General features: G+C 71.0%; 16 protein-coding genes. 7 read left to right on the top strand and 9 right to left on the bottom strand.

Annotated elements, in window-relative coordinates:
- Positions 1–78 precede the first annotated feature (78 nt).
- Positions 79–303 carry an Rv0909 family putative TA system antitoxin gene (locus GVV75_RS03735; protein ID WP_159522486.1) on the top strand — a complete coding sequence of 75 codons (225 nt, stop codon included), beginning with the start codon at positions 79–81 and terminating at the stop codon, positions 301–303.
- 156 nt (positions 304–459) lie between these two features.
- On the opposite strand, the gene GVV75_RS03730 is transcribed toward GVV75_RS03735, so the two are convergent.
- From GVV75_RS03730 to GVV75_RS03715, 4 genes are all read right to left on the bottom strand, one after another.
- Positions 460–1,293: an alpha/beta fold hydrolase gene (locus GVV75_RS03730; RefSeq protein WP_159813534.1), complete on the bottom strand. Its 834-nt coding sequence runs from the start codon at positions 1,291–1,293 to the stop codon at positions 460–462.
- Positions 1,286–1,915 carry a DUF998 domain-containing protein gene (locus GVV75_RS03725; RefSeq protein ID WP_159624096.1) on the bottom strand — a complete coding sequence of 210 codons (630 nt, stop codon included), beginning with the start codon at positions 1,913–1,915 and terminating at the stop codon, positions 1,286–1,288. The genes GVV75_RS03730 and GVV75_RS03725 overlap by 8 nt, the downstream gene beginning before the upstream one ends.
- Complete coding sequence (gene lysX, locus GVV75_RS03720) at positions 1,912–5,124, bottom strand: bifunctional lysylphosphatidylglycerol synthetase/lysine--tRNA ligase LysX (RefSeq protein WP_159813532.1); 3,213 nt, start codon at positions 5,122–5,124, stop codon at positions 1,912–1,914. The genes GVV75_RS03725 and lysX overlap by 4 nt, the downstream gene beginning before the upstream one ends.
- A gap of 243 nt (positions 5,125–5,367) precedes the next feature.
- The gene (locus GVV75_RS03715; protein ID WP_159522479.1) at positions 5,368–5,835 is read right to left on the bottom strand and encodes a hypothetical protein; all 468 of its coding nucleotides are present in this window, start codon (positions 5,833–5,835) and stop codon (positions 5,368–5,370) included.
- A 642-nt stretch (positions 5,836–6,477) separates the two neighbouring features.
- On the opposite strand from GVV75_RS03715, the gene GVV75_RS03710 reads away from it, so the two are divergent.
- Complete coding sequence (locus GVV75_RS03710; protein WP_159522477.1) at positions 6,478–7,137, top strand: response regulator transcription factor; 660 nt, start codon at positions 6,478–6,480, stop codon at positions 7,135–7,137.
- Positions 7,134–8,366, top strand: coding sequence for a sensor histidine kinase (locus GVV75_RS03705; protein ID WP_159813530.1), 1,233 nt, complete (start codon positions 7,134–7,136; stop codon positions 8,364–8,366). The genes GVV75_RS03710 and GVV75_RS03705 overlap by 4 nt, the downstream gene beginning before the upstream one ends.
- Positions 8,367–8,371: 5 nt before the next feature.
- Here the strand turns inward: GVV75_RS03705 and GVV75_RS03700 are convergent, their stop codons facing one another.
- From GVV75_RS03700 to dnaK, 4 genes are all read right to left on the bottom strand, one after another.
- Positions 8,372–8,815, bottom strand: coding sequence for a heat shock protein transcriptional repressor HspR (locus GVV75_RS03700; RefSeq protein ID WP_159522473.1), 444 nt, complete (start codon positions 8,813–8,815; stop codon positions 8,372–8,374).
- A complete protein-coding gene (locus tag GVV75_RS03695; RefSeq protein ID WP_159813528.1) occupies positions 8,812–9,843 on the bottom strand; it encodes a DnaJ C-terminal domain-containing protein in 1,032 nt (343 codons plus the stop codon). The genes GVV75_RS03700 and GVV75_RS03695 overlap by 4 nt, the downstream gene beginning before the upstream one ends.
- Before the next feature lie 138 nt (positions 9,844–9,981).
- Positions 9,982–10,635: a nucleotide exchange factor GrpE gene (locus tag GVV75_RS03690; protein ID WP_159813526.1), complete on the bottom strand. Its 654-nt coding sequence runs from the start codon at positions 10,633–10,635 to the stop codon at positions 9,982–9,984.
- Positions 10,632–12,506 (bottom strand): molecular chaperone DnaK, encoded by a 1,875-nt coding sequence (gene dnaK, locus GVV75_RS03685; RefSeq protein ID WP_159522467.1) that lies wholly within the window; start codon positions 12,504–12,506, stop codon positions 10,632–10,634. Before dnaK ends, GVV75_RS03690 begins: the two co-directional genes overlap by 4 nt.
- 523 nt (positions 12,507–13,029) lie before the next feature.
- On the opposite strand from dnaK, the gene GVV75_RS03680 reads away from it, so the two are divergent.
- The gene (locus GVV75_RS03680; protein WP_159522465.1) at positions 13,030–13,365 is read left to right on the top strand and encodes a type II toxin-antitoxin system VapB family antitoxin; all 336 of its coding nucleotides are present in this window, start codon (positions 13,030–13,032) and stop codon (positions 13,363–13,365) included.
- Between the two features lie 87 nt (positions 13,366–13,452).
- Positions 13,453–14,073 (top strand): LytR C-terminal domain-containing protein, encoded by a 621-nt coding sequence (locus tag GVV75_RS03675; protein ID WP_159813524.1) that lies wholly within the window; start codon positions 13,453–13,455, stop codon positions 14,071–14,073.
- Positions 14,074–14,211: 138 nt separating this feature from the next.
- Here the strand turns inward: GVV75_RS03675 and GVV75_RS03670 are convergent, their stop codons facing one another.
- Positions 14,212–15,612 carry a uracil-xanthine permease family protein gene (locus tag GVV75_RS03670; RefSeq protein WP_159522461.1) on the bottom strand — a complete coding sequence of 467 codons (1,401 nt, stop codon included), beginning with the start codon at positions 15,610–15,612 and terminating at the stop codon, positions 14,212–14,214.
- Between the two features lie 264 nt (positions 15,613–15,876).
- On the opposite strand from GVV75_RS03670, the gene GVV75_RS03665 reads away from it, so the two are divergent.
- Together GVV75_RS03665 and GVV75_RS03660 are read left to right on the top strand one after the other, a co-directional pair.
- Positions 15,877–16,188, top strand: a complete 312-nt coding sequence (locus GVV75_RS03665; RefSeq protein ID WP_159813522.1) for a DUF4190 domain-containing protein — start codon at positions 15,877–15,879, stop codon at positions 16,186–16,188.
- 105 nt (positions 16,189–16,293) lie between these two features.
- Positions 16,294–17,028 carry a glutamine amidotransferase-related protein gene (locus GVV75_RS03660; RefSeq protein ID WP_159624119.1) on the top strand — a complete coding sequence of 245 codons (735 nt, stop codon included), beginning with the start codon at positions 16,294–16,296 and terminating at the stop codon, positions 17,026–17,028.
- Positions 17,029–17,225 lie beyond the last annotated feature (197 nt).

The raw sequence follows: 17,225 nt of genomic DNA, 5'->3' as shown, positions 1-17,225 counted from the left end.
CGATGGGACTGTGTCTGATTCCATCAGGTCAGACGCCGCGCCGCCCGGCGCTGCGTCCCCCGAGGAAGGGAGCACATCATGGGAATCGATGACCTCAAGGACAAGGCCGGCGACCTCGCTGGCAAGGCGGGCGACCTCGCCCACAAGGCCGGCGACGCCCTCAAGAGCGACAAGGCCGAGGCCGTCAGCGACAAGGTCCTTGGCGCCGCCGCTGGCGCCGCCAAGAAGGTCACCGGCGGCAAGTTCGACGAGAAGATCGACTCCGCCGTCGAGGCCGCCGACTCCAAGATCGGCAACGAGTGACGACCCGCGGCGCGGCGGTGCTGTGACGCGCTCGTTCTGACGAGCGCGGCCGCGCGGCCGCCACGACCTGGGGCCCCGCACCACGCGTGCGGGGCCCCACGCGCGTTGGGGACGGTGGCGCGGGCGCCTCGCGCCGCGTCCCACCGCGCCGCCGCGTCACGACGCGGTGGCCTGGCTGAGGTCGTCGACGGCGCGGGCGATCTCCCCGGGAGCGTCGAGCATCATGAGGTGGCACGAGCCCGGTAACCGCCGGATCTCCAGATGGGAGAAGGCGGAGGCGAGGGCCTCCTCCTGACTGGCGGAGTGGAAGGGCTTGCCGTCCAGGAGGATCGCGGGCACCGCCGCGGGCGCCGCCTGCTCGGCTCGCAGCGCGGCCAAGTCCGCGGCCTGGCCGCCGTAGGAGACGAACTCGGCAGCCGAGGCCGCCAGCGCCTCAGAGGAGTCATGGCAGGCGCGCCACAACTCGTCGTCGAGAACCTCGGGATGGGAGGTCTCATGACGCATCCCGTAGCGGACCGCGGCCGCCGCGAGGCGCCGCACCGGCTCGACCCGGACCGCCGAGCCCAGCGCGCGGGCTATCCCCGCCGCCCCCGCGCGGCGCAGATGACCGGAGCGGGCGCTCACCTCGACCGCCGGGTCGGCGAGCACGATCCCCCGCGCCGAGCGGGGGTGGAGACGGACCAGCGCCTCGGCCTGGAAGGCCGCCATGGAGTGGGCGACCACGATCGCCGGGGCGTCGTCGCCGATGATGCGGGCGAGGATCCCGGCCTCCTGGCGCAGATCGGGGAGGCCGTCATTGACGGTGCCGCAGCGGCCAGGCCGGTCGACGGCGATGATGGCGCGCCCGGGCAGGGCCTCGACGACGGCGTCCCAGGCCACCGAGGCCAGCCCGCACCCGTTGAGCAGGACCACGGTGGGCCCCTCGCCCGGGCGGCGGTGGACGGTGTGCTCGGCGAACCGGCTCTCCCACCGATCCTGCGCGTCAGTCATGCTGCTCCTGAGGTAGCCGCCACGCCAAGTAGGCGATCCAAAGCGAGCATAAGAGGATCTGCACGACCTGGATGGGTCCCTGCGCGCCGGGGAGGGCGTAAGGCGCCGCCGCGCTGATGAGCAGCAGCACTGTCACCAGCCCGGCCAGCCAAGCCGCCTGTCGTGCCCGCAGGGTCCACCCATCGCGGGCCGCGAGCGCCAGGGCGACGATGGCGATCATGGCGACCTCCGCCGTCGAGGTGATGGCGGAGGCCGCCTCATGCAGGTGCCGCTCAATGCTCGGCATGGCGGCGCAGGCGTCGTCCCAGCTCTCAGCGCAGGGCAGGTTGAAGATGATGTCAAGGGCCGTGCCCACGGCCACCACCAGCAGGGAGAAGCCGAGACGACGGCTCCAGCGGGCGCCGAGCCAGGCCTGCCAGCCCCGCCGGCCCAGGAGGCCGGTGATCGCAAAGACGACGGCGGCGGCGATGTCGGCGGCGCGGAAGAACCAGGCGAAGGGCTGGTCATCGGCGGCGAGCTCGGAGACGTACCCCAGGAGGGCGTCGGGGCGGCCGTTGAGGGGCCATGCCAGCCAACTGTTGTAGAGGACGACGGATCCGACCGCCAGGAACCAGCGCCTCACCGGCCCGGCCTCACCAGCGGGAAGGCGATGGTCTCGCGGATGGAGGCGCCGGTGAGCATCATGACGAGGCGGTCCAGGCCCATGCCCAGGCCTCCCGAGGGCGGCATGCCCTGCTCCAGCGCGGCGAGGAAGGCCTCATCGAGCTCCATGGCCTCCAGGTCCCCTCCTGCGGCAGCCAGGGACTGGGCGGTGAGCCGCTCCCGCTGGATGACGGGGTCGACGAGCTCGGAGTAGGCGGTGCCGACCTCCGAGCCGAAGATGATGAGGTCCCAGCGCTCGGCCAGGCGGGCGTCGCGCCGATGCTGGCGGGTCAGCGGTGAAGTGTCGGCCGGGAAGTCGGCGAAGAAGGTCGGCTCCACCGTCGTGCCCTCAGCCAGGTGCTCGTAGAGCTCCTGCATCATCGTCCCCCACCCCCACTTGGGGTCGTAGGGCATGTCGATGCTCTCCGCGTGGCGGCGCAGCGCGGCCACCGGGGTGTCGGTGCCGATCTCCTCGCCGAGCGCCGCGGAGACGGCCTCGGCGATCGTCACGGTGCGCCAGGGCGCGGCGAGGTCGATCTCGTGCTCGACGCCGCCCACGCTCCCCCGCACGATCGTCGAGCCGGTCGCGGCCCGGGAGGCCGCGATGACCATGTCCCGCATGACATCCTTCATGACGTTGTAGTCGGCGTGCGCCTGATAGGCCTCGAGCATCGTGAACTCGGGGTTGTGGGTGGCGTCGGCGCCCTCATTGCGGAAGTTGCGCCCGATCTCGAAGACCCGCTCCAGGCCGCCCACCATGAGCCTCTTGAGGTAGAGCTCGGGGGCGATGCGCAGGTAGAGGTTGAGGTCGTAGGCGTTGATGTGGGTGCGGAAGGGCCGGGCGTTGGCGCCGCCGTGGACGGGCTGGAGGATCGGGGTCTCGACCTCCAGGTAGTCGCGCCCCAGAAGGGTGGAGCGCACGGCCTGGATGGCGGCCGAGCGGGAGCGCACCATCTCCCGCTGGCGCTGGTTGACGATGAGGTCCACGTGGCGCAGGCGCACTCGCGCCTCGGGGTTCTGGATGCCGTGGCGCTTGTCCGGCAGGGGGCGCAGCGCCTTGGAGGTCATCATCCAGGAGTCGGCGAGCTGGCTGCGCGTGCCCGTGCGGGAGTCTCCGATCTCGCCGACGACGGCGATCTGGTCCCCGCTGCTCACCAGGCGCCGGAAGGAGGCAAGGGACTCGGCCCCGGCGCGCCCGGCCTCGAGGATGATCTGGAGATCACCGCTGGCGTCGCGCAGCGTGGCGAAGATGACGCCGCCGTGATCGCGGATCGTCAGCACGCGCCCGGCCACGGAGCAGGCGCCCTCAGCGGTGGCACAGGTGGCGTCAACCATCACCGACGCGGGGTAGGGATCGATGCCATCGGCGATCATGGCCTCGCGGGTAGCGGCGCGGGCGATGAGCTGGTCGGAGCGCTTAGGCTCCGGGCGGGCGATCGTCGATCCGGCGGTGACGGCCAGGAGCGCGGCGGACTCCTGAGCGCTGCGCTGGTCCTGGTCCGGGATGGGGCAGAGCCATCGGGGCGCGTTGACGAAGCCCTCCGCGACACCCATGGCCGCGGCGACCCGGGTGAAGTCGCTCGGGTCGGGGTAGCAGATGAGGCGCGGCACCCATTCCGGGTCGTACTTGGCATTGGAGCGGTAGAGAGCCTCAAGCTGCCACCAGTGCGAGGCGAGCAGGAGGACGCGCCGCCACAGCCGCTGGATGGGTCCGGCGCCGATCCGGGAGCCCTCGGTGAAGGCCGAGCGGAAGACGGCGAAGTTGAGGGAGACGCGGTGGATGCCGAGCTCGCGGCCGTCGTTCATAAGCGCGGCGACCATGAACTCGGTGACGCCGTTGTCCACCTGGGGATGGCGCCGCATGACGTCGAGGCTGACGCCGTCGGCGCCCCAGGGGGCGAAGGAGAGCAGTCCGGCGATCTTCCCGCGCTCATCGCCCTCGGGGAAGAGGGCCTCCACCATGATGCACTCGCCGTCGGAGGGATCGGCGAAGCGGCCCAGCGCCATGGAGAAGCCGCGCTCGGGCTCGCCGTCGAGCCAGCGACCGGCCAGGCGGGACAACTGCTCCAACTCCGCGGTGGGGATCGAGGCGTGGCGCCGGATGCGGGTGGTGTAGCCGAGTTCGGTGAGCTTCAGGACGGCGCGGCGCACCTCGGGAAGGTTGTTGATGCCGAAGGAGGCGGTGGACAGGATGGCCTCGTCGCCCAGGCGCAGGGCGCGCAGGCCGGCCTCGGCGTAGGCCCGGGCGCCGGCCTCGGAGGCCCCGATGACGGCGGGCACCCAGCCGTAGGACTCGGCATGGCGCTTGAAGGCCAGGGCGGAGGCCGGCCAGCCGGCGGGATCGCCCAGTGGGTCGCCGGAGGCGAGGGCAACGCCCAGGCCCACCCGGTAGACGACGCCGCCGTGCTCGGTGAGGAACGCGGACTTGTCCCGCCGGGTGGCGAAGTAGCCGAGGGAGTCGTTCGGGCTGGCGGCCAGGAGCTCGCGCACGCGGGTCTCCTCGTCGACGCTCAGGCGCGCCTCGCTGCGCTGGGATCGCAGCATGACAGCGAAGGCCATCAGGAAGCTGAGGGCGAGGCCCAGGCCGACGAGCGCGAAGAGCAACTCGGGCACCGGTGAGGGGGTATCGGGATCGCTGACGAGCTCGAGGAGGAATCCCTTGACCTGGTTGATGCCGATCCCCGTGTAGAAGAAGGCGCCCAGAATCCCCACCTGGAGGACGATCGCGATGCTCACGATGAGCACGAGGAGGACCCGCCCAGCGTTGCCGCGCGGTGAGCGCACCGTGAAATCCCGTCGGTGGCTCACCAGGACGATGAGCAACGCGATGAGGATGAGCAGGTTGATGGCCAGGGCCCATCGGGTCTCCTCGGTGAAGACGACATTGGGCGGGGCCAGGTGGAAGGAGGCGAGCAGGCTGGTGAAGACGAGCAGGCTGAATACCACGCCGATGACCATGATGATCCACGCCGCGCGCTTGCGCCTGGCGATGCCGGAGGCCAGGAGCAGGAGGATGACGCCTGAGAGCCAGTCGACGTTGGGAACGGGGATGAGCCAGTTGATGAGGCCGCCGAGGGCTCTGCCGATCCCGGGCGCCGTGCCGAGGAAGGTGTAGAGGAGGCAAACGAGTCCCGCGGCGAACAGGTATCGGGACAGAAGGCGGGCGGCGCTGGGGGCGCGGTTGGTCACGACCGTCCTCCTCGGGTAGCGGTGTTGGGGGCAGGGAACATGACGGGATTCTCTCCCAGGACGGGGGATCGGGCGTCATCGCGATGAATGACGCTGCTGGGGGACGGTCCGCCGCGAGGATGACCGAAGGCTGTCGCCCCCCGCGCGATGCGGGAGGCGACAGCCCTCACGATCAGCGCGCCGCGCACGACGAGGCAGGAGGAGCACCTCCGTCCTCGGAGCGGGCAGTCACGGCGCGGCGGCTCAGCGCCGGGCGCCGTTGCGAGCGATGTCGAGCAGGAGGCGCAGGGTCAGCAGGGAGACCAGGGACAGGCCCGCCCCGCCGATGCCGCGCACGAGGATGGCGTCCCACCAGGACACGGTGATCAGCTTGGCCTTGGAGTAGGCGGAGCCGAACTCGACGCCGGTGGCGGCGTCGATGATGCCGGTGAGGAACCACAGGGCCCAGGCCACGATCACGCCGATCACTGCGAACTGCATGATCTGCTTGCTGTGCCTGGCGCTGAAGTCGGTGGTGCCGTCGAGAAGGGCGCTGAGCATCGAGCTGCCCGCGGGCTTGGCCGGGACGGGCTGGCCGGGCATCTGCTGGCCAGGGACGTACTGCGCCGGCTGGGGCTGCTGGTACTGGGCCTGGTACCCACCGGGGACGCCGGGCGCGGAAGGCGCGGACTGCGGCTGGTAGGGCTGGCCGGGTGTCATCGGCTGAGACATTGTGGGATCTCCTTGATTGGGGTGACCGCATCAGACTACAAGGTCCTCAAGCGGTCATGACATGATGCTCCGCACAGCGCCAAGGCCCCGGGGACGAGGGCCCCGCACTGAGTTGTGCGGGGCCCTCGCGGGGTCCCGGCCCACCTGAGCCCCTCTCCCGTGCGCCCACGACGCCCATCACCGCAGTCCGGCGTCGTCAGCGCGAAGGCTCACAGTGGTTTCGCCGGGACGTCTCTATCGCCTCCCCTCGGGTTTCCCGGCTCCTCCCCTACCGCGCGTTGAGCGCAGCGGTCGGAGGAGTGCGGGAGGCTCGAACGGCCGGGCGCGCCCCGGCCGAAGCGCCGATGACGATCACGCGGCCCAAGGTGATGCCCCGGGCGTTGAGGCTCATCTTCATGGGAAAGGGTCCTTTCGGCCGCGTCAGGGGGATGCCCCTTCGATCAAGACGCAGCCAACCGGTGACGGCGTTGTCGGGGCGTTCAAGGATTCGCTTACGCTGCCGCAACACGCGATGTCACCCCAGGGGCAGGGCGACAATGCGGGCCGCGAGCGGGTAGACAAAGGGGCATAACCTCAGCCGGGGCCCCGGGCCAGGCCCTGCGACGGGAGATCGACCGAGCCCACAGCGAAGGAGACAGGACAATGCGTGTGCTCGTCGTGGAGGATGAGGAGTACCTCGCCGAGGCCATTGCCACCGGGCTGCGGCGTGAGGCGATGGCGGTGGACGTCGTCGGCGACGGGGCCAGCGCCCTGGAGCGGGTGGCGACCAACGACTACGACATCATCGTCCTGGATCGTGATCTTCCTATCATCCACGGCGACGAGGTCTGCCGACGGGTGGTCAATGAGCACCCCGAGGTCCGCATCCTCCTGCTCACCGCGTCCCGGACCCTGGACGCGCGCGTGGGCGGCTTCGAGTTGGGCGCGGACGACTACCTCACCAAGCCCTTCGAGTTCCCCGAGCTGGTGGCGCGGCTGCGGGCCCTGGGGCGGCGCATCCACCCCGCGCGCACCCCGATCATCGAGGCGCACGGGGTGCGCCTGGATCCCTTCCGCCGGGAGGTCACCCGGGAGGGGCACTTCATCCGCCTGAGCCCCAAGGAGTTCGCAGTCCTCCAGGTCCTCATGGAGGCCGACGGCGGGGTCCTCAGCGCCGAGACGCTTCTGGAGAAGGCGTGGGACGCCAACGCCGACCCCTTCACCAACTCCACCCGGGTGACGATCTCCCACCTGCGCCGCAAGCTCGGTAAGCCGTGGGTCATCCAGACGGTGCCCGGCGCGGGCTACAGGTTCAGCGCATGATTAGACGGGAGGTGGTGGCCGGCGACGGACGGCGCGCGGCCGAGCGGGCCACCGCGGCCCCGGGCGGGAGGAAGCGCTCGCGTCGCCCCAAGCGGCTGAGCATCCGCACCCGCCTGACGCTGACCTACTCCGGCCTGGTGATGGCGGCCGGCGCGGCGCTTATCGCCGTCGTCTACATCTACACCCGATACGTCGCGCTCCAGATCAATATCAACGCGCCCACGAAGGACGTCACCGGCCCCCCGGCCGCGCAGACCACCGCGACCCCCCAGGTCGACACGAACCTCTTCGAGCTGCTCAGCAGCATCATGCATTCGGCCGTCGGCGTGCTGGCGCTGCTCGTGGTGCTCTCGGGAACCGTGGGCTGGGTCCTGGCGGGGCGGATGCTGCGGCCGCTGTCGTCGATGAACACGGCCGCCAATCTCGCCGCCTCGGGAGACCTCAGCCAGCGCCTGGCCCTGGTCGGGCCGCATGACGAGATTCACGACCTGGCAGACACCTTCGACCACATGCTGACCTCCCTGGAACGGTCCTTCTCCGCGCAGCGGCGCTTCGCCGCCAACGCCTCGCACGAGCTGCGCACGCCCCTGGCGACGACTCAGACCATGATCGAGGTGGCGTTGTCCGACCCGAGCGCCTCAGCCGAGGACCTGCGCCGGGTCCTGGGCCGCGTGCTGGAGGCTAACTGCTCTCACCGGGAGACGATCGACGCCCTGCTGGACCTGGCGGACGCCCAGTCGGGCAGGCTCGCCCGCGAGGACGTGGACATGGAGGCGACGGTCCGCGACGCCCTGGGGCTCCTCGCCCCGCAGATCGCCGAGCGCGGGCTGAGGCTGTCCACCCACCTGCTGCCCGCCCGGGTCCCCGGCGACCCGGTGCTGCTGCGCCAGGGGGTGACCAACCTGCTGCGCAACGCCGTGCGTTATAACAACGACGGCGGGCGCATCACGGTGGGGATGGCGCACCTGGCCGACGGCGTGCGGCTGACGATCCGCAACGACGGGGCCCAGGTACCGCCCGAGAGCGTCGAGTCCCTGCGCGAGCCCTTCGTGCGCGGCGAGGGCCGGGGCCGCACCCGGGGCTCGGGGCATGGCCTGGGGCTGGCCATCGTCACCGCGCTGGCCACCGCCCACGGCGGCCAGTTGAGCCTGAGTGCGAACCCCACGGGTGGGATGACGGCCATTCTGGAGATTCCCGGCGAGGAGGCGCGGACCGAGCCGCAGCGCTGAGCGGCTCAGGCCTGCGTGCCGGGGCGGCCCGTGGCCCCCGGGAACCGGCGGCCGGCGGCGAGGACCTGGACCTCGCCGTCGGCGGCGGCGGCGAAGATCCGCTGGACCGCCGCATGGCGCAGCCGCAGCAGGCGGTTCTCGTCCTCCAGGTCCTCCAGGCGGGCCTCAAGGGCGAGGATGCGGGCGATGCCCTCCAGGTTGACGCCCTCCTGGCTCAGCGCCTGGATGCGGCGCAGCTGCTCGACGTCGCGGTGGGAGTAGCGCCTCCCCCGCCCGGGCGTCCGGGCGGGGCGCACGAGGCCGAGGCGGTCGTACTGGCGCAGGGTCTGGGGGTGCATGCCGGCGAGCTCGGCGGCCACGGAGATGACGTAGACGGCGCGGTCGGCCGCGTCGTCGGCGAGGAAGCCGAGGCCCTGCCCGGTGACGCGCGAGGCTCGCCGAGCGCTCATCGCGCGGCCTCCTCCCTCAGCGTGGCGCGCGGGTCAGTGCCGCCCATGGCCGCGTCGAAGTCCTCGAGGGCCTTCTTGGCGGCCTTCGAGAGCTTCTTGGGCACGGCCACCTCGACGGTGACGAGCAGGTCGCCCGTGCGCTTGGCGGTGGCGATGCCCGCGCCGGGGATCCGCATGACCGTCCCCGAGGGGGTCCCCGGCTTGATGCGGACCTTCTTGGCGCCCCCGTCCAGGAGCGGGACCTCGACGTCGGCGCCGAGCGCGGCCTCGGCCAGCGAGACGGGCAGGCTCATGCGCAGGTTGGCGCCGTCGATGGAGTAGACGGGGTGCTTGGCCACGGAGATCGTGACGATCATGTCCCCATTGGGGCCTCCGTGGTTGCCGGGGCGGCCCTTGCCGGCCAGGCGGATCCTCTGCCCGTCGTGGACGCCGGCGGGGATGCGCACGGTCATGGTGCGCTTGTCCGCGGTGAGCTCGACGGTGGTGCCGGCCACGGCGTCGCGCAGGGACAGCGTCGCGCTGGTGATGACGTCGGGGCCCTTGGTGGCCTCCGGCGCGCCGCCGAAGCCCCCGAATCCCCCGAAGTTGAAGGCGCCGGGGCGGCCGTTCCTCCGGGTGGGGCTGGGCGTGCCGCCGAACATGCGCAAGAGCTCATCGAGGTCGGGCTCGGCGCCGCTGCCCGCGCCGCCGGTGGAGAAGCGGACGTTGCCGCCCCCGCCGAACATGGAGGACAGGATGTCCTCGAAGCCTCCCCCGCCGCCGGCGCCCCCGGCGGTGAACCGGGCACCGCCGCCGGTCATGTTGCGAATGGCGTCGTACTGCTCGCGCTCCTTGGCGTCGGACAGGACCGCGTAGGCCTCACCGACCTCCTTGAAGCGCTCGGCGGCGACGGCGTCGTCGGGGTTGCGATCGGGGTGGTACTGCTTGGCGAGCTTGCGGTACGCCTTCTTGATGGTCGCGGAGTCGGCGTCCTTGGCGACGCCGAGGACCGCGTAGAAGTCCTTGGTCATCCAGTCCTGGCTGGCCATGGGTCACCTCCTCCTCACTGGGGTGATCGTTGGTTCATTCCTTGTGGCCGCGCGCCGCCCGGTGGGGCGAGCGGGGGCCGGTGGCGCGGGCCCATCCGGGACGGGCCCGCGCCACCACTCCTGACCAGCGCCGCTGGGTCAGGCCGGGTTGGACACCTGCACGCGGGCGGGCCGCACGACCCGTTCGCCGAGGCGGTAGCCGGGCTGGAGGACGAGGGCGATCGTCGGCTCGCTGACCTCGTCAGACTCGGTAGCCATGAGCGCCTCGTGGATGGTGGGGTCGAAGGCCTCTCCCGCGGCGCCGAAGCGCTCCAGGGCGAACTTGTCCGCCAGGATCGTCTCGAGCTTGGTGACCGTGGTCTCGAAGGGACCGGTGAGGTCGCCGTGCTGGCGGGCGAGCTCGGCCTCGTCGAGGACCGGGATGATGGCCTCGACGACGCCGGCGGCGCCGGCCTCCTGATGACCCGCCACCGATTCGCGGGAGCGGCGCACGAAGCCCTGGTACTCCTGCTGGAGGTTGTACAGGTCCGCGCGGGCGCGGGCGAGCTCGTCGGTCAGGCGGGCGGACTCGGCCCGCGCCTCGGCCAGGGGATCGGGCTGCCCCTCCTCCCGCTCGTGGAGCCCGGCCCGGTCGTCATCGCCCGCCGCCTGGGCGGCGCCGCCCGGGGCGCCGTCCGGCGCGGCGTCGAGGTCGACGCCGTCGAAGACGGACTCGACCGCCTCGGCGAGGCTCGGGTCGATGGGCTCGCGGTCCGCGCCGTCGCCCTGGGGAGCGCTAGGGCCGGCGCTCACTTGGACTCCTCGTCGTCGACGATCTCGGCGTCGACGATGTCCTCGTCACCGGCCGCGGCACCGGCGTCCCCGGCGGCGGACTCCCCACCCGCCGCGGAGCCGGCGGCCTGGGCCGCCTGCTCGGAGGCGTAGAGGGCCTCGCCGATCTTCTGAGAGACGCTGGACAGCTTCTCCTGGGCGGTCTTGATCGCCTCGGCGTCGGTGCCCTCCAGGGCCTTCTTGAGGTCGTCAACGGCGGTCTTGACCTCGTCGTGGACCTCGGCGGGCAGCTTGTCCTTGTTGTCGTTCAAGAGCTTCTCGATGGAGTAGGCCTGCTGCTCGGCGAGGTTGCGGGTCTCGGCCTCCTCGCGGCGCTTCTTGTCCTCGGCGGCGTGGGCCTCGGCGTCCTTGACCATGCGGTCGATGTCCTCCTTGGGCAGCGCGGAGCCGCCGGAGATGGTCATGGACTGCTCCTTGCCGGTGCCGCGGTCCTTGGCGGAGACGTGGACGATGCCGTTGGCGTCGATGTCGAAGGAGACCTCGATCTGCGGGATGCCGCGGGGGGCCGGGGCGATGCCGGTGAGCTCGAAGGTGCCCAGCGGCTTGTTGTCCCGCGCGAACTCGCGCTCGCCCTGGTAGACCTGGATGAGCACGGAAGGCTGGTTGTCCTCAGCGGTGGAGAAGACCTCGCTGCGCTTGGTCGGGATGGCCGTGTTGCGCTCGATGAGCTTGGTCATGACGCCGCCCTTGGTCTCGATGCCGAGGCTGAGCGGGGTGACGTCGATAAGAAGGACGTCCTTGCGGTCGCCCTGGATGACGCCGGCCTGCAGGGAGGCGCCCACGGCCACGACCTCATCCGGGTTGACGCCCTTGTTGGGCTCCTTGCCGCCGGTGAGCTCGCGCACGACGTCGGTGACGGCGGGCATGCGGGTGGAGCCACCGACGAGGACGACGTGGTCGATCTCGGACAGGGCGACGCCCGCGTCCTTGATGACGTTGTGGAAGGGCAGCTTGGTGCGCTCAAGCAGGTCCGCGGTCATGGACTCGAACTGGGCGCGGCTGAGCTTCTCATCGAGGTGGATCGGGCCGGCCTCGCTCATGGACAGGTACTGCAGGTTGATGTTGGTGCTCATCGCACTGGAGAGCTCCTTCTTGGCCTGCTCGGCGGCGTCCTTGAGGCGCTGCATGGCGATCTTGTCCTTGGACAGGTCGACGCCGGAGGAGTCCTTGACGCGCTTGACGAGCCACTCGACGATGCGGGCGTCCCAGTCGTCGCCGCCCAGGCGGTTGTCGCCGTTGGTGGCGCGCACCTGGATGGTGGAGAAGCCGTCATCGTCCTTGCCGACCTCCAGCAGGGAGACGTCGAAGGTGCCGCCGCCCAGGTCGAAGACGAGGATGAGCTCGTCCTCCTTGCCCTTGTCCAGGCCGTAGGCGAGAGCCGCGGCGGTGGGCTCGTTGACGATGCGGTCGACGGTCAGGCCCGCGATGGTGCCGGCCTCCTTGGTGGCCTGGCGCTCGGCGTCGTTGAAGTAGGCCGGGACGGTGATGACAGCGTTGGTGACGCTCTCGCCGAGGTAGGCCTCGGCGTCGGCCTTGAGCTTGGCCAGGATGCGGGCGCTGATCTCCTGGGCGGTGTACTTCTTGTCGTCGATGTCGACGGTCCAGTCAGTGCCCATGTGGCGCTTGACCGAGGAGATGGTGCGGTCGACGTTGGTGACCGCCTGGCGCTTGGCCACCTCGCCGACGAGGACCTCGCCGGACTTGGAGAAGGCGACGACGGAGGGCGTGGTGCGGCCGCCCTCGGCGTTGGGGATGATGGTGGGCTCGCCGCCCTCCAGGACGGCGATGGCGGAGTTGGTGGTTCCGAGGTCGATTCCGACGGCGCGTGCCATGTGGCGCTCCTTGATGCTCGTGGGGTCGCGGGCCGTGAGCCCCTGGTTGAGTCGTATGCGCTCAAGGATTGTGATTGAGTCAGTCGTTGTCAACTTCCCAACCGGCCACCTTGAGCCTGACTGACTCAACCCTGGAGGTTCGCGAGCTATTCCCTCTCGCCCTCAGTGACGCCCGCCACTCGATGAACCCGGGACTGGGTTGCGCCGCGGATGACCCAGCCGAGCCTAAGCGCGCCTTCAGGTTTCTTTCAGGTGACATAGGTTCAATGAATCCACCGTCGGACGATGCGCGACGCGAGGGTTGGGGAACCCGATGACCCGAGAGCATCGAGACCGGCAAGGGTCCTAGGGAGCCTGCGCGGGTCGTTTCGGCGAAGGAGGCTGCCTCCTTTCCTGTCATGGGAACCAGGGAAGTCGAGCAGCCTCACGAACGAAGGGCCCGCGGCCCCGAGAATCGCCACTCGGGGACGCGGGCCCCTATCATGCCGGGGCGCACCCCCGGATCAACCGTTAGCATGAGGCCGTGATCTTCAAGGCCGTGGGAGAGTCCGCCCCCTACCCCGATCACGGGGCGAGGGAGCAGCGCGTGTGGGCGACGATCGCTCCCCGCCAAGTGCGGCTCGACCAGCTCATCACCACTCGCGCCACCCTCGACCTACGCGACCTGCTCGATGAGCACTCCACCTTCTACGGGGATCTGTTCGCGCATATCGTGTCCTGGCGTGGCAGTCTCTACCTGGAGACGGGCCTGCACCGAGCCCTGCGCGCGGCCCTCCACGGGCGCACCATCATCCACGGCAGGATCCTGGAGCTTGACGATTCGGGGCGCCCGCTCCTGGCCCCGCTCCCGCCGTCCTGATCGGCTCGGGCCCGCTGCCGTGGCGGACCGCCCACCACCTTGGGTAACGGCCCGCGTGCCTCGCAACGGTCCATTAGTCTGGGGAGCATGAGCGCTTCGGACCCCCGATCTGAGTACCGCCGGCACCTTCAGCACCGGCAGAAGGTCGTCATCGGCAGCGTGCTGGTCGCCCTCGCCATCGTCCTGGTCACCAGCATCGGCGTGTACACGGGGCTGCTCCCCTCCTACAACCCGGGCTTCTCAGCCGATCCCAAGGCCGCCGCGACCGCCGTCGCCCAGCCCTGCCCGCCCGCCGGGGCGACCACGGTGGACCTCACCACCATCCAGGTCAGGGTCTACAACGGCACCCAGAACGCGGGGCTGGCCAGCATCGTCGGCGACTCCCTGGAGCGGTCGGGCATGACGATCCTGGAGCGCTCCGACTGGCCCGACGGCGACTACAACGGCGACGTCGCCATCTCCGCCTCCAAGGCGGGGCTCGCCAATGCCTACTCCCTGGCGCGCGCCTTCAAAGGCGTCGTCATCGTCCTGCTCGACACCAACCGGGACCCCACCGACACCTCGGTCTCCGTGATCATCGGCACCGACTACAACTCCGGCCTCATGTCCCCAGACGCCATCGGCGAGCTCACCGCCGGGGAGAAGATCCAGGCGCCGTCCGCGTGCGCGTCAGCCGTCCCCGACAGGCCCTTGGCCACCGCCCGCTGAGCCGCTCCGCACGCGAAACTCCCCAACGACCTCGCGCCGTCGCCCCGCAGGACTGCTGCGGGGCGACGGCGCGAGGTCGGCGATGCCACGGGCCCGGGGCGCTCTCATCGAGGCCCGGACCGGCGGCGCGGGCCGCCCCTACTTCTTGACGCTGCGCCGGGAGTAGGCGGGGCCCTCCAGCTCGGTGCCCGCGGGCGCGGAGGCGGGCGAGACCTCCTCAAGGTTCGTTCCCCGCGCCTTCGAGATGGCTCGCATGCAGTGGTAGACGATGATCGCCGCGCCGGAGCCCAGCGCGATCCCGGAGAAGGTCATGTCGCCGATGACCCAGGTGTAGTCGGCGATCGCCACGACCATCGCGACGGCGGCGGTGTTGAGGTTGACCGGGTCGGAGAAGTCCACGCGGTTCTGCACCCAGATGCGCACCCCCAGCATGCCGATCATGCCGTAGAGGATCGTGGCCGCGCCGCCGAGGACGCCCGCGGGGATCGTGTTGATGAGGGCGCCGAACTTCGGCAGCATCGACAGGCCCAGAGCGCCAATGGCGGCGACGACGTAGGCCGCCGTGGAGTAGACGCGGGTGGCGGCCATGACGCCGATGTTCTCCGCGTAGGTGGTGGTTCCCGAGCCGCCGCCGGAACCGGCCAGGATCGTGGACAGGCCGTCGGAGATGAGGGCGCGGCCGGTGAGGTCGTCCAGGTTCTCCCCGGTCATCGCGGAGACGGACTTGACATGGCCGATGTTCTCGGCGATGAGGACGAGCACCACGGGGACGAACAGTCCCATGAGGCTGAGGTCGAAGGTCGGCGCCCGGAAGTGCGGGGCGCCCACCCAGCCGGCGGCGTCGATGGCGGAGTAGTCGACCTCGCCGCGAATCATCGCGGTGGCGTAGCCCACGAGCACGCCCAGCAGGATCGCCAGCCGCCCCATGATCCCCTTGAACAGGACGGTGATGAGCAGGATCGCCACGATGGTGACGACGGCGGTCACCGGGGCGGTCTTGACGTTGTTCCAGGCGGCGGGGGCCAGGTTGAAGCCGATGAGGGAGACGATGGCACCGGTGACGATCGGCGGCATGAGGCGGTCGATCCAGGTCACGCCCGCGAAGTGGACGATGACGCCGATGATCATCAGGGAGGCGCCCGCCATGATGATGCCGCCCTGGGCGAGCGAGGCCTTGGCCTGGTCAAGAGGAGTCCCGCTCTGGGCGTCGAAGCCGGTGACGGCGGCGATCGGGGCAATGAGGGCGAAGGATGAGCCCAGGTAGGAGGGCAGGCGCCCGGCGGTCACGGCGAGGAAGAGCAGGGTCCCCAGCCCGGTGAAGAACAGTGTCGTCGCCGGGTCGAATCCGGTCAGGAGCGGCACGAGGAAGGTCGCGCCGAACATCGCGACGATGTGCTGCATGCCGATGCCGATGGTGCGTGGCCATGAGAGGCGCTGCGACGCGGTGACGACGGCGCCGGGGGTGATGGAGCGTCCGTCTCCGTGGAGGGACCAGCCCCGGAAGAGCGGGGATGAGGATGTTGGGGGCGTTGAGGGCACTGCGCTTCTCCTGTCGCGGGTTGAGGAAGGGCCAGCGGCGTCGCCTCCCGTGGGATCGGGGGCGCTCGCTTGCGACAGGACCTGGCAGGACCCTGCCAGGCCTCCAGCATAGGCGCACCGGGGGCATGGTCCCGACCGCGGCCGGGACCCGCCGATGGTGGCATCGGTCGCAATGGGGCCGCGGCCGGTCGGGCCGTGCCGGCGCTCGCAGCTTCCTCCGCCGAGAGGATGCGGGAGGCGGCCCGCCGGGGCGAGGATGCTGCCATGACCCCGCAGCGCCCCCCATTCCCGGGAACCGAGTCCCTTGATCCGGCGCGGATCTTCTCCGGCCCCGGCTACCAGGCGCCCCCGGTGCGCACCGACGGCGTCGCCACGGCGGCGCTCCTGTGCGCAATCCTCTCCTTCATCCCCCTGCTGGGGCTGGTCGCCGCGGGTCTCGGAGCCTGGGCGCTCCGGCGGCTAGGGCGCTCCTACGGCACGGGCAGGACCCTCGCGCGCCTGGCCATCGTCGTGGGCGCGACGGCGTCCGCCCTGCAGCTGTGGTTCCTCGTGGGCCTCATAGCGGTCAGGGGATGACTGGAGGCGGCGCGGGCGGGGCCCGGAGCACCGGGCTCGCGCCGGCCCGTTCGGGTCGCGGCCATGACATCTGCCCGTAGCGAGGCCTGCCCTAGGGTGGGCCGCATGAAGCCCTTCATCATGGTGTCGACGCGTCCCGAGATCAGCGCTGCCGAGGACGAGTACGAGTCCTTCCTGTCCCTGGGCCGGATCGACCGCGCGGACCTGACCCATGTGCTCCTCGAGGAGGTCGACTTCCTCGGCTCCTTCAACGCCGAGGACATCTCCGGCGTCGTCATCGGCGGAAGCCCCTACAACGTCTCGACCCCCGAGGCCTCCAAGACCCGCTCCCAGTTGCACATCGAGGAGCAGGTCAGCGAGTTGCTCGCCGTCGCCCTGGCCAAGGGGGTCCCCGTCCTGGCCACCGGTTTCGGCCTGGAGGTGCTGGCCTCCTACCTGGGCACGACCACGTCGGCCGAGTTCGGCGAGCCCCTGGGCGCAGCGGAGGTGTTCGTCACCGAGGAGGGGCGCCACGACCCGCTCCTGGAAGGCATGCCGCCCTCCTTCACCGTGCTCGTGGGCCACCATGAGGGCGCCGTGGGCGTGCCCGAGCGCGCCACGCTGCTCGCCTCCTCCCCCGATTGCCCCGTGCAGATGCTCCGGGTGGGCTCCTCGGTCTACGGCACCCAGTTCAATCCCGAGCTCGACGCCGACCGCTTCGCCCAGCGCATGAGCGTCTACAGCGACGCCGGCTACGGGCATCCCGGGCATGCCGACGAGCTCCTGCGCGTCGTGCGCGGCGGGGAGCACGTGGCGGGCCGGATCATCGCCCGCTTCTTCGAGCACTTCGCCCGGGACTGATGGCGGTGGCCGCCCGCGGCCGCCCCATCCGCTGAGCCCGCGGGTCAGCCCAGGGTGGCCAGGGCAGCCTCAATGACGTCGCAGATGACGACGGGCGCGGGCCTGTGGGCCGCGGGCATCCCGACCGGCGGGGTGACGGCGGCGCGGCGGCCCGCCGCCCGGGCGGCGCTGCGACGGCCCGAGCCCGGGCGCGGGGG

Origin of the sequence: Actinomyces sp. zg328, assembly GCF_009829635.1 — a bacterium.
GTDB lineage: Bacteria > Actinomycetota > Actinomycetes > Actinomycetales > Actinomycetaceae > Actinomyces > Actinomyces marmotae.
This window is presented reverse-complemented; position numbering and strand designations above follow the sequence as displayed.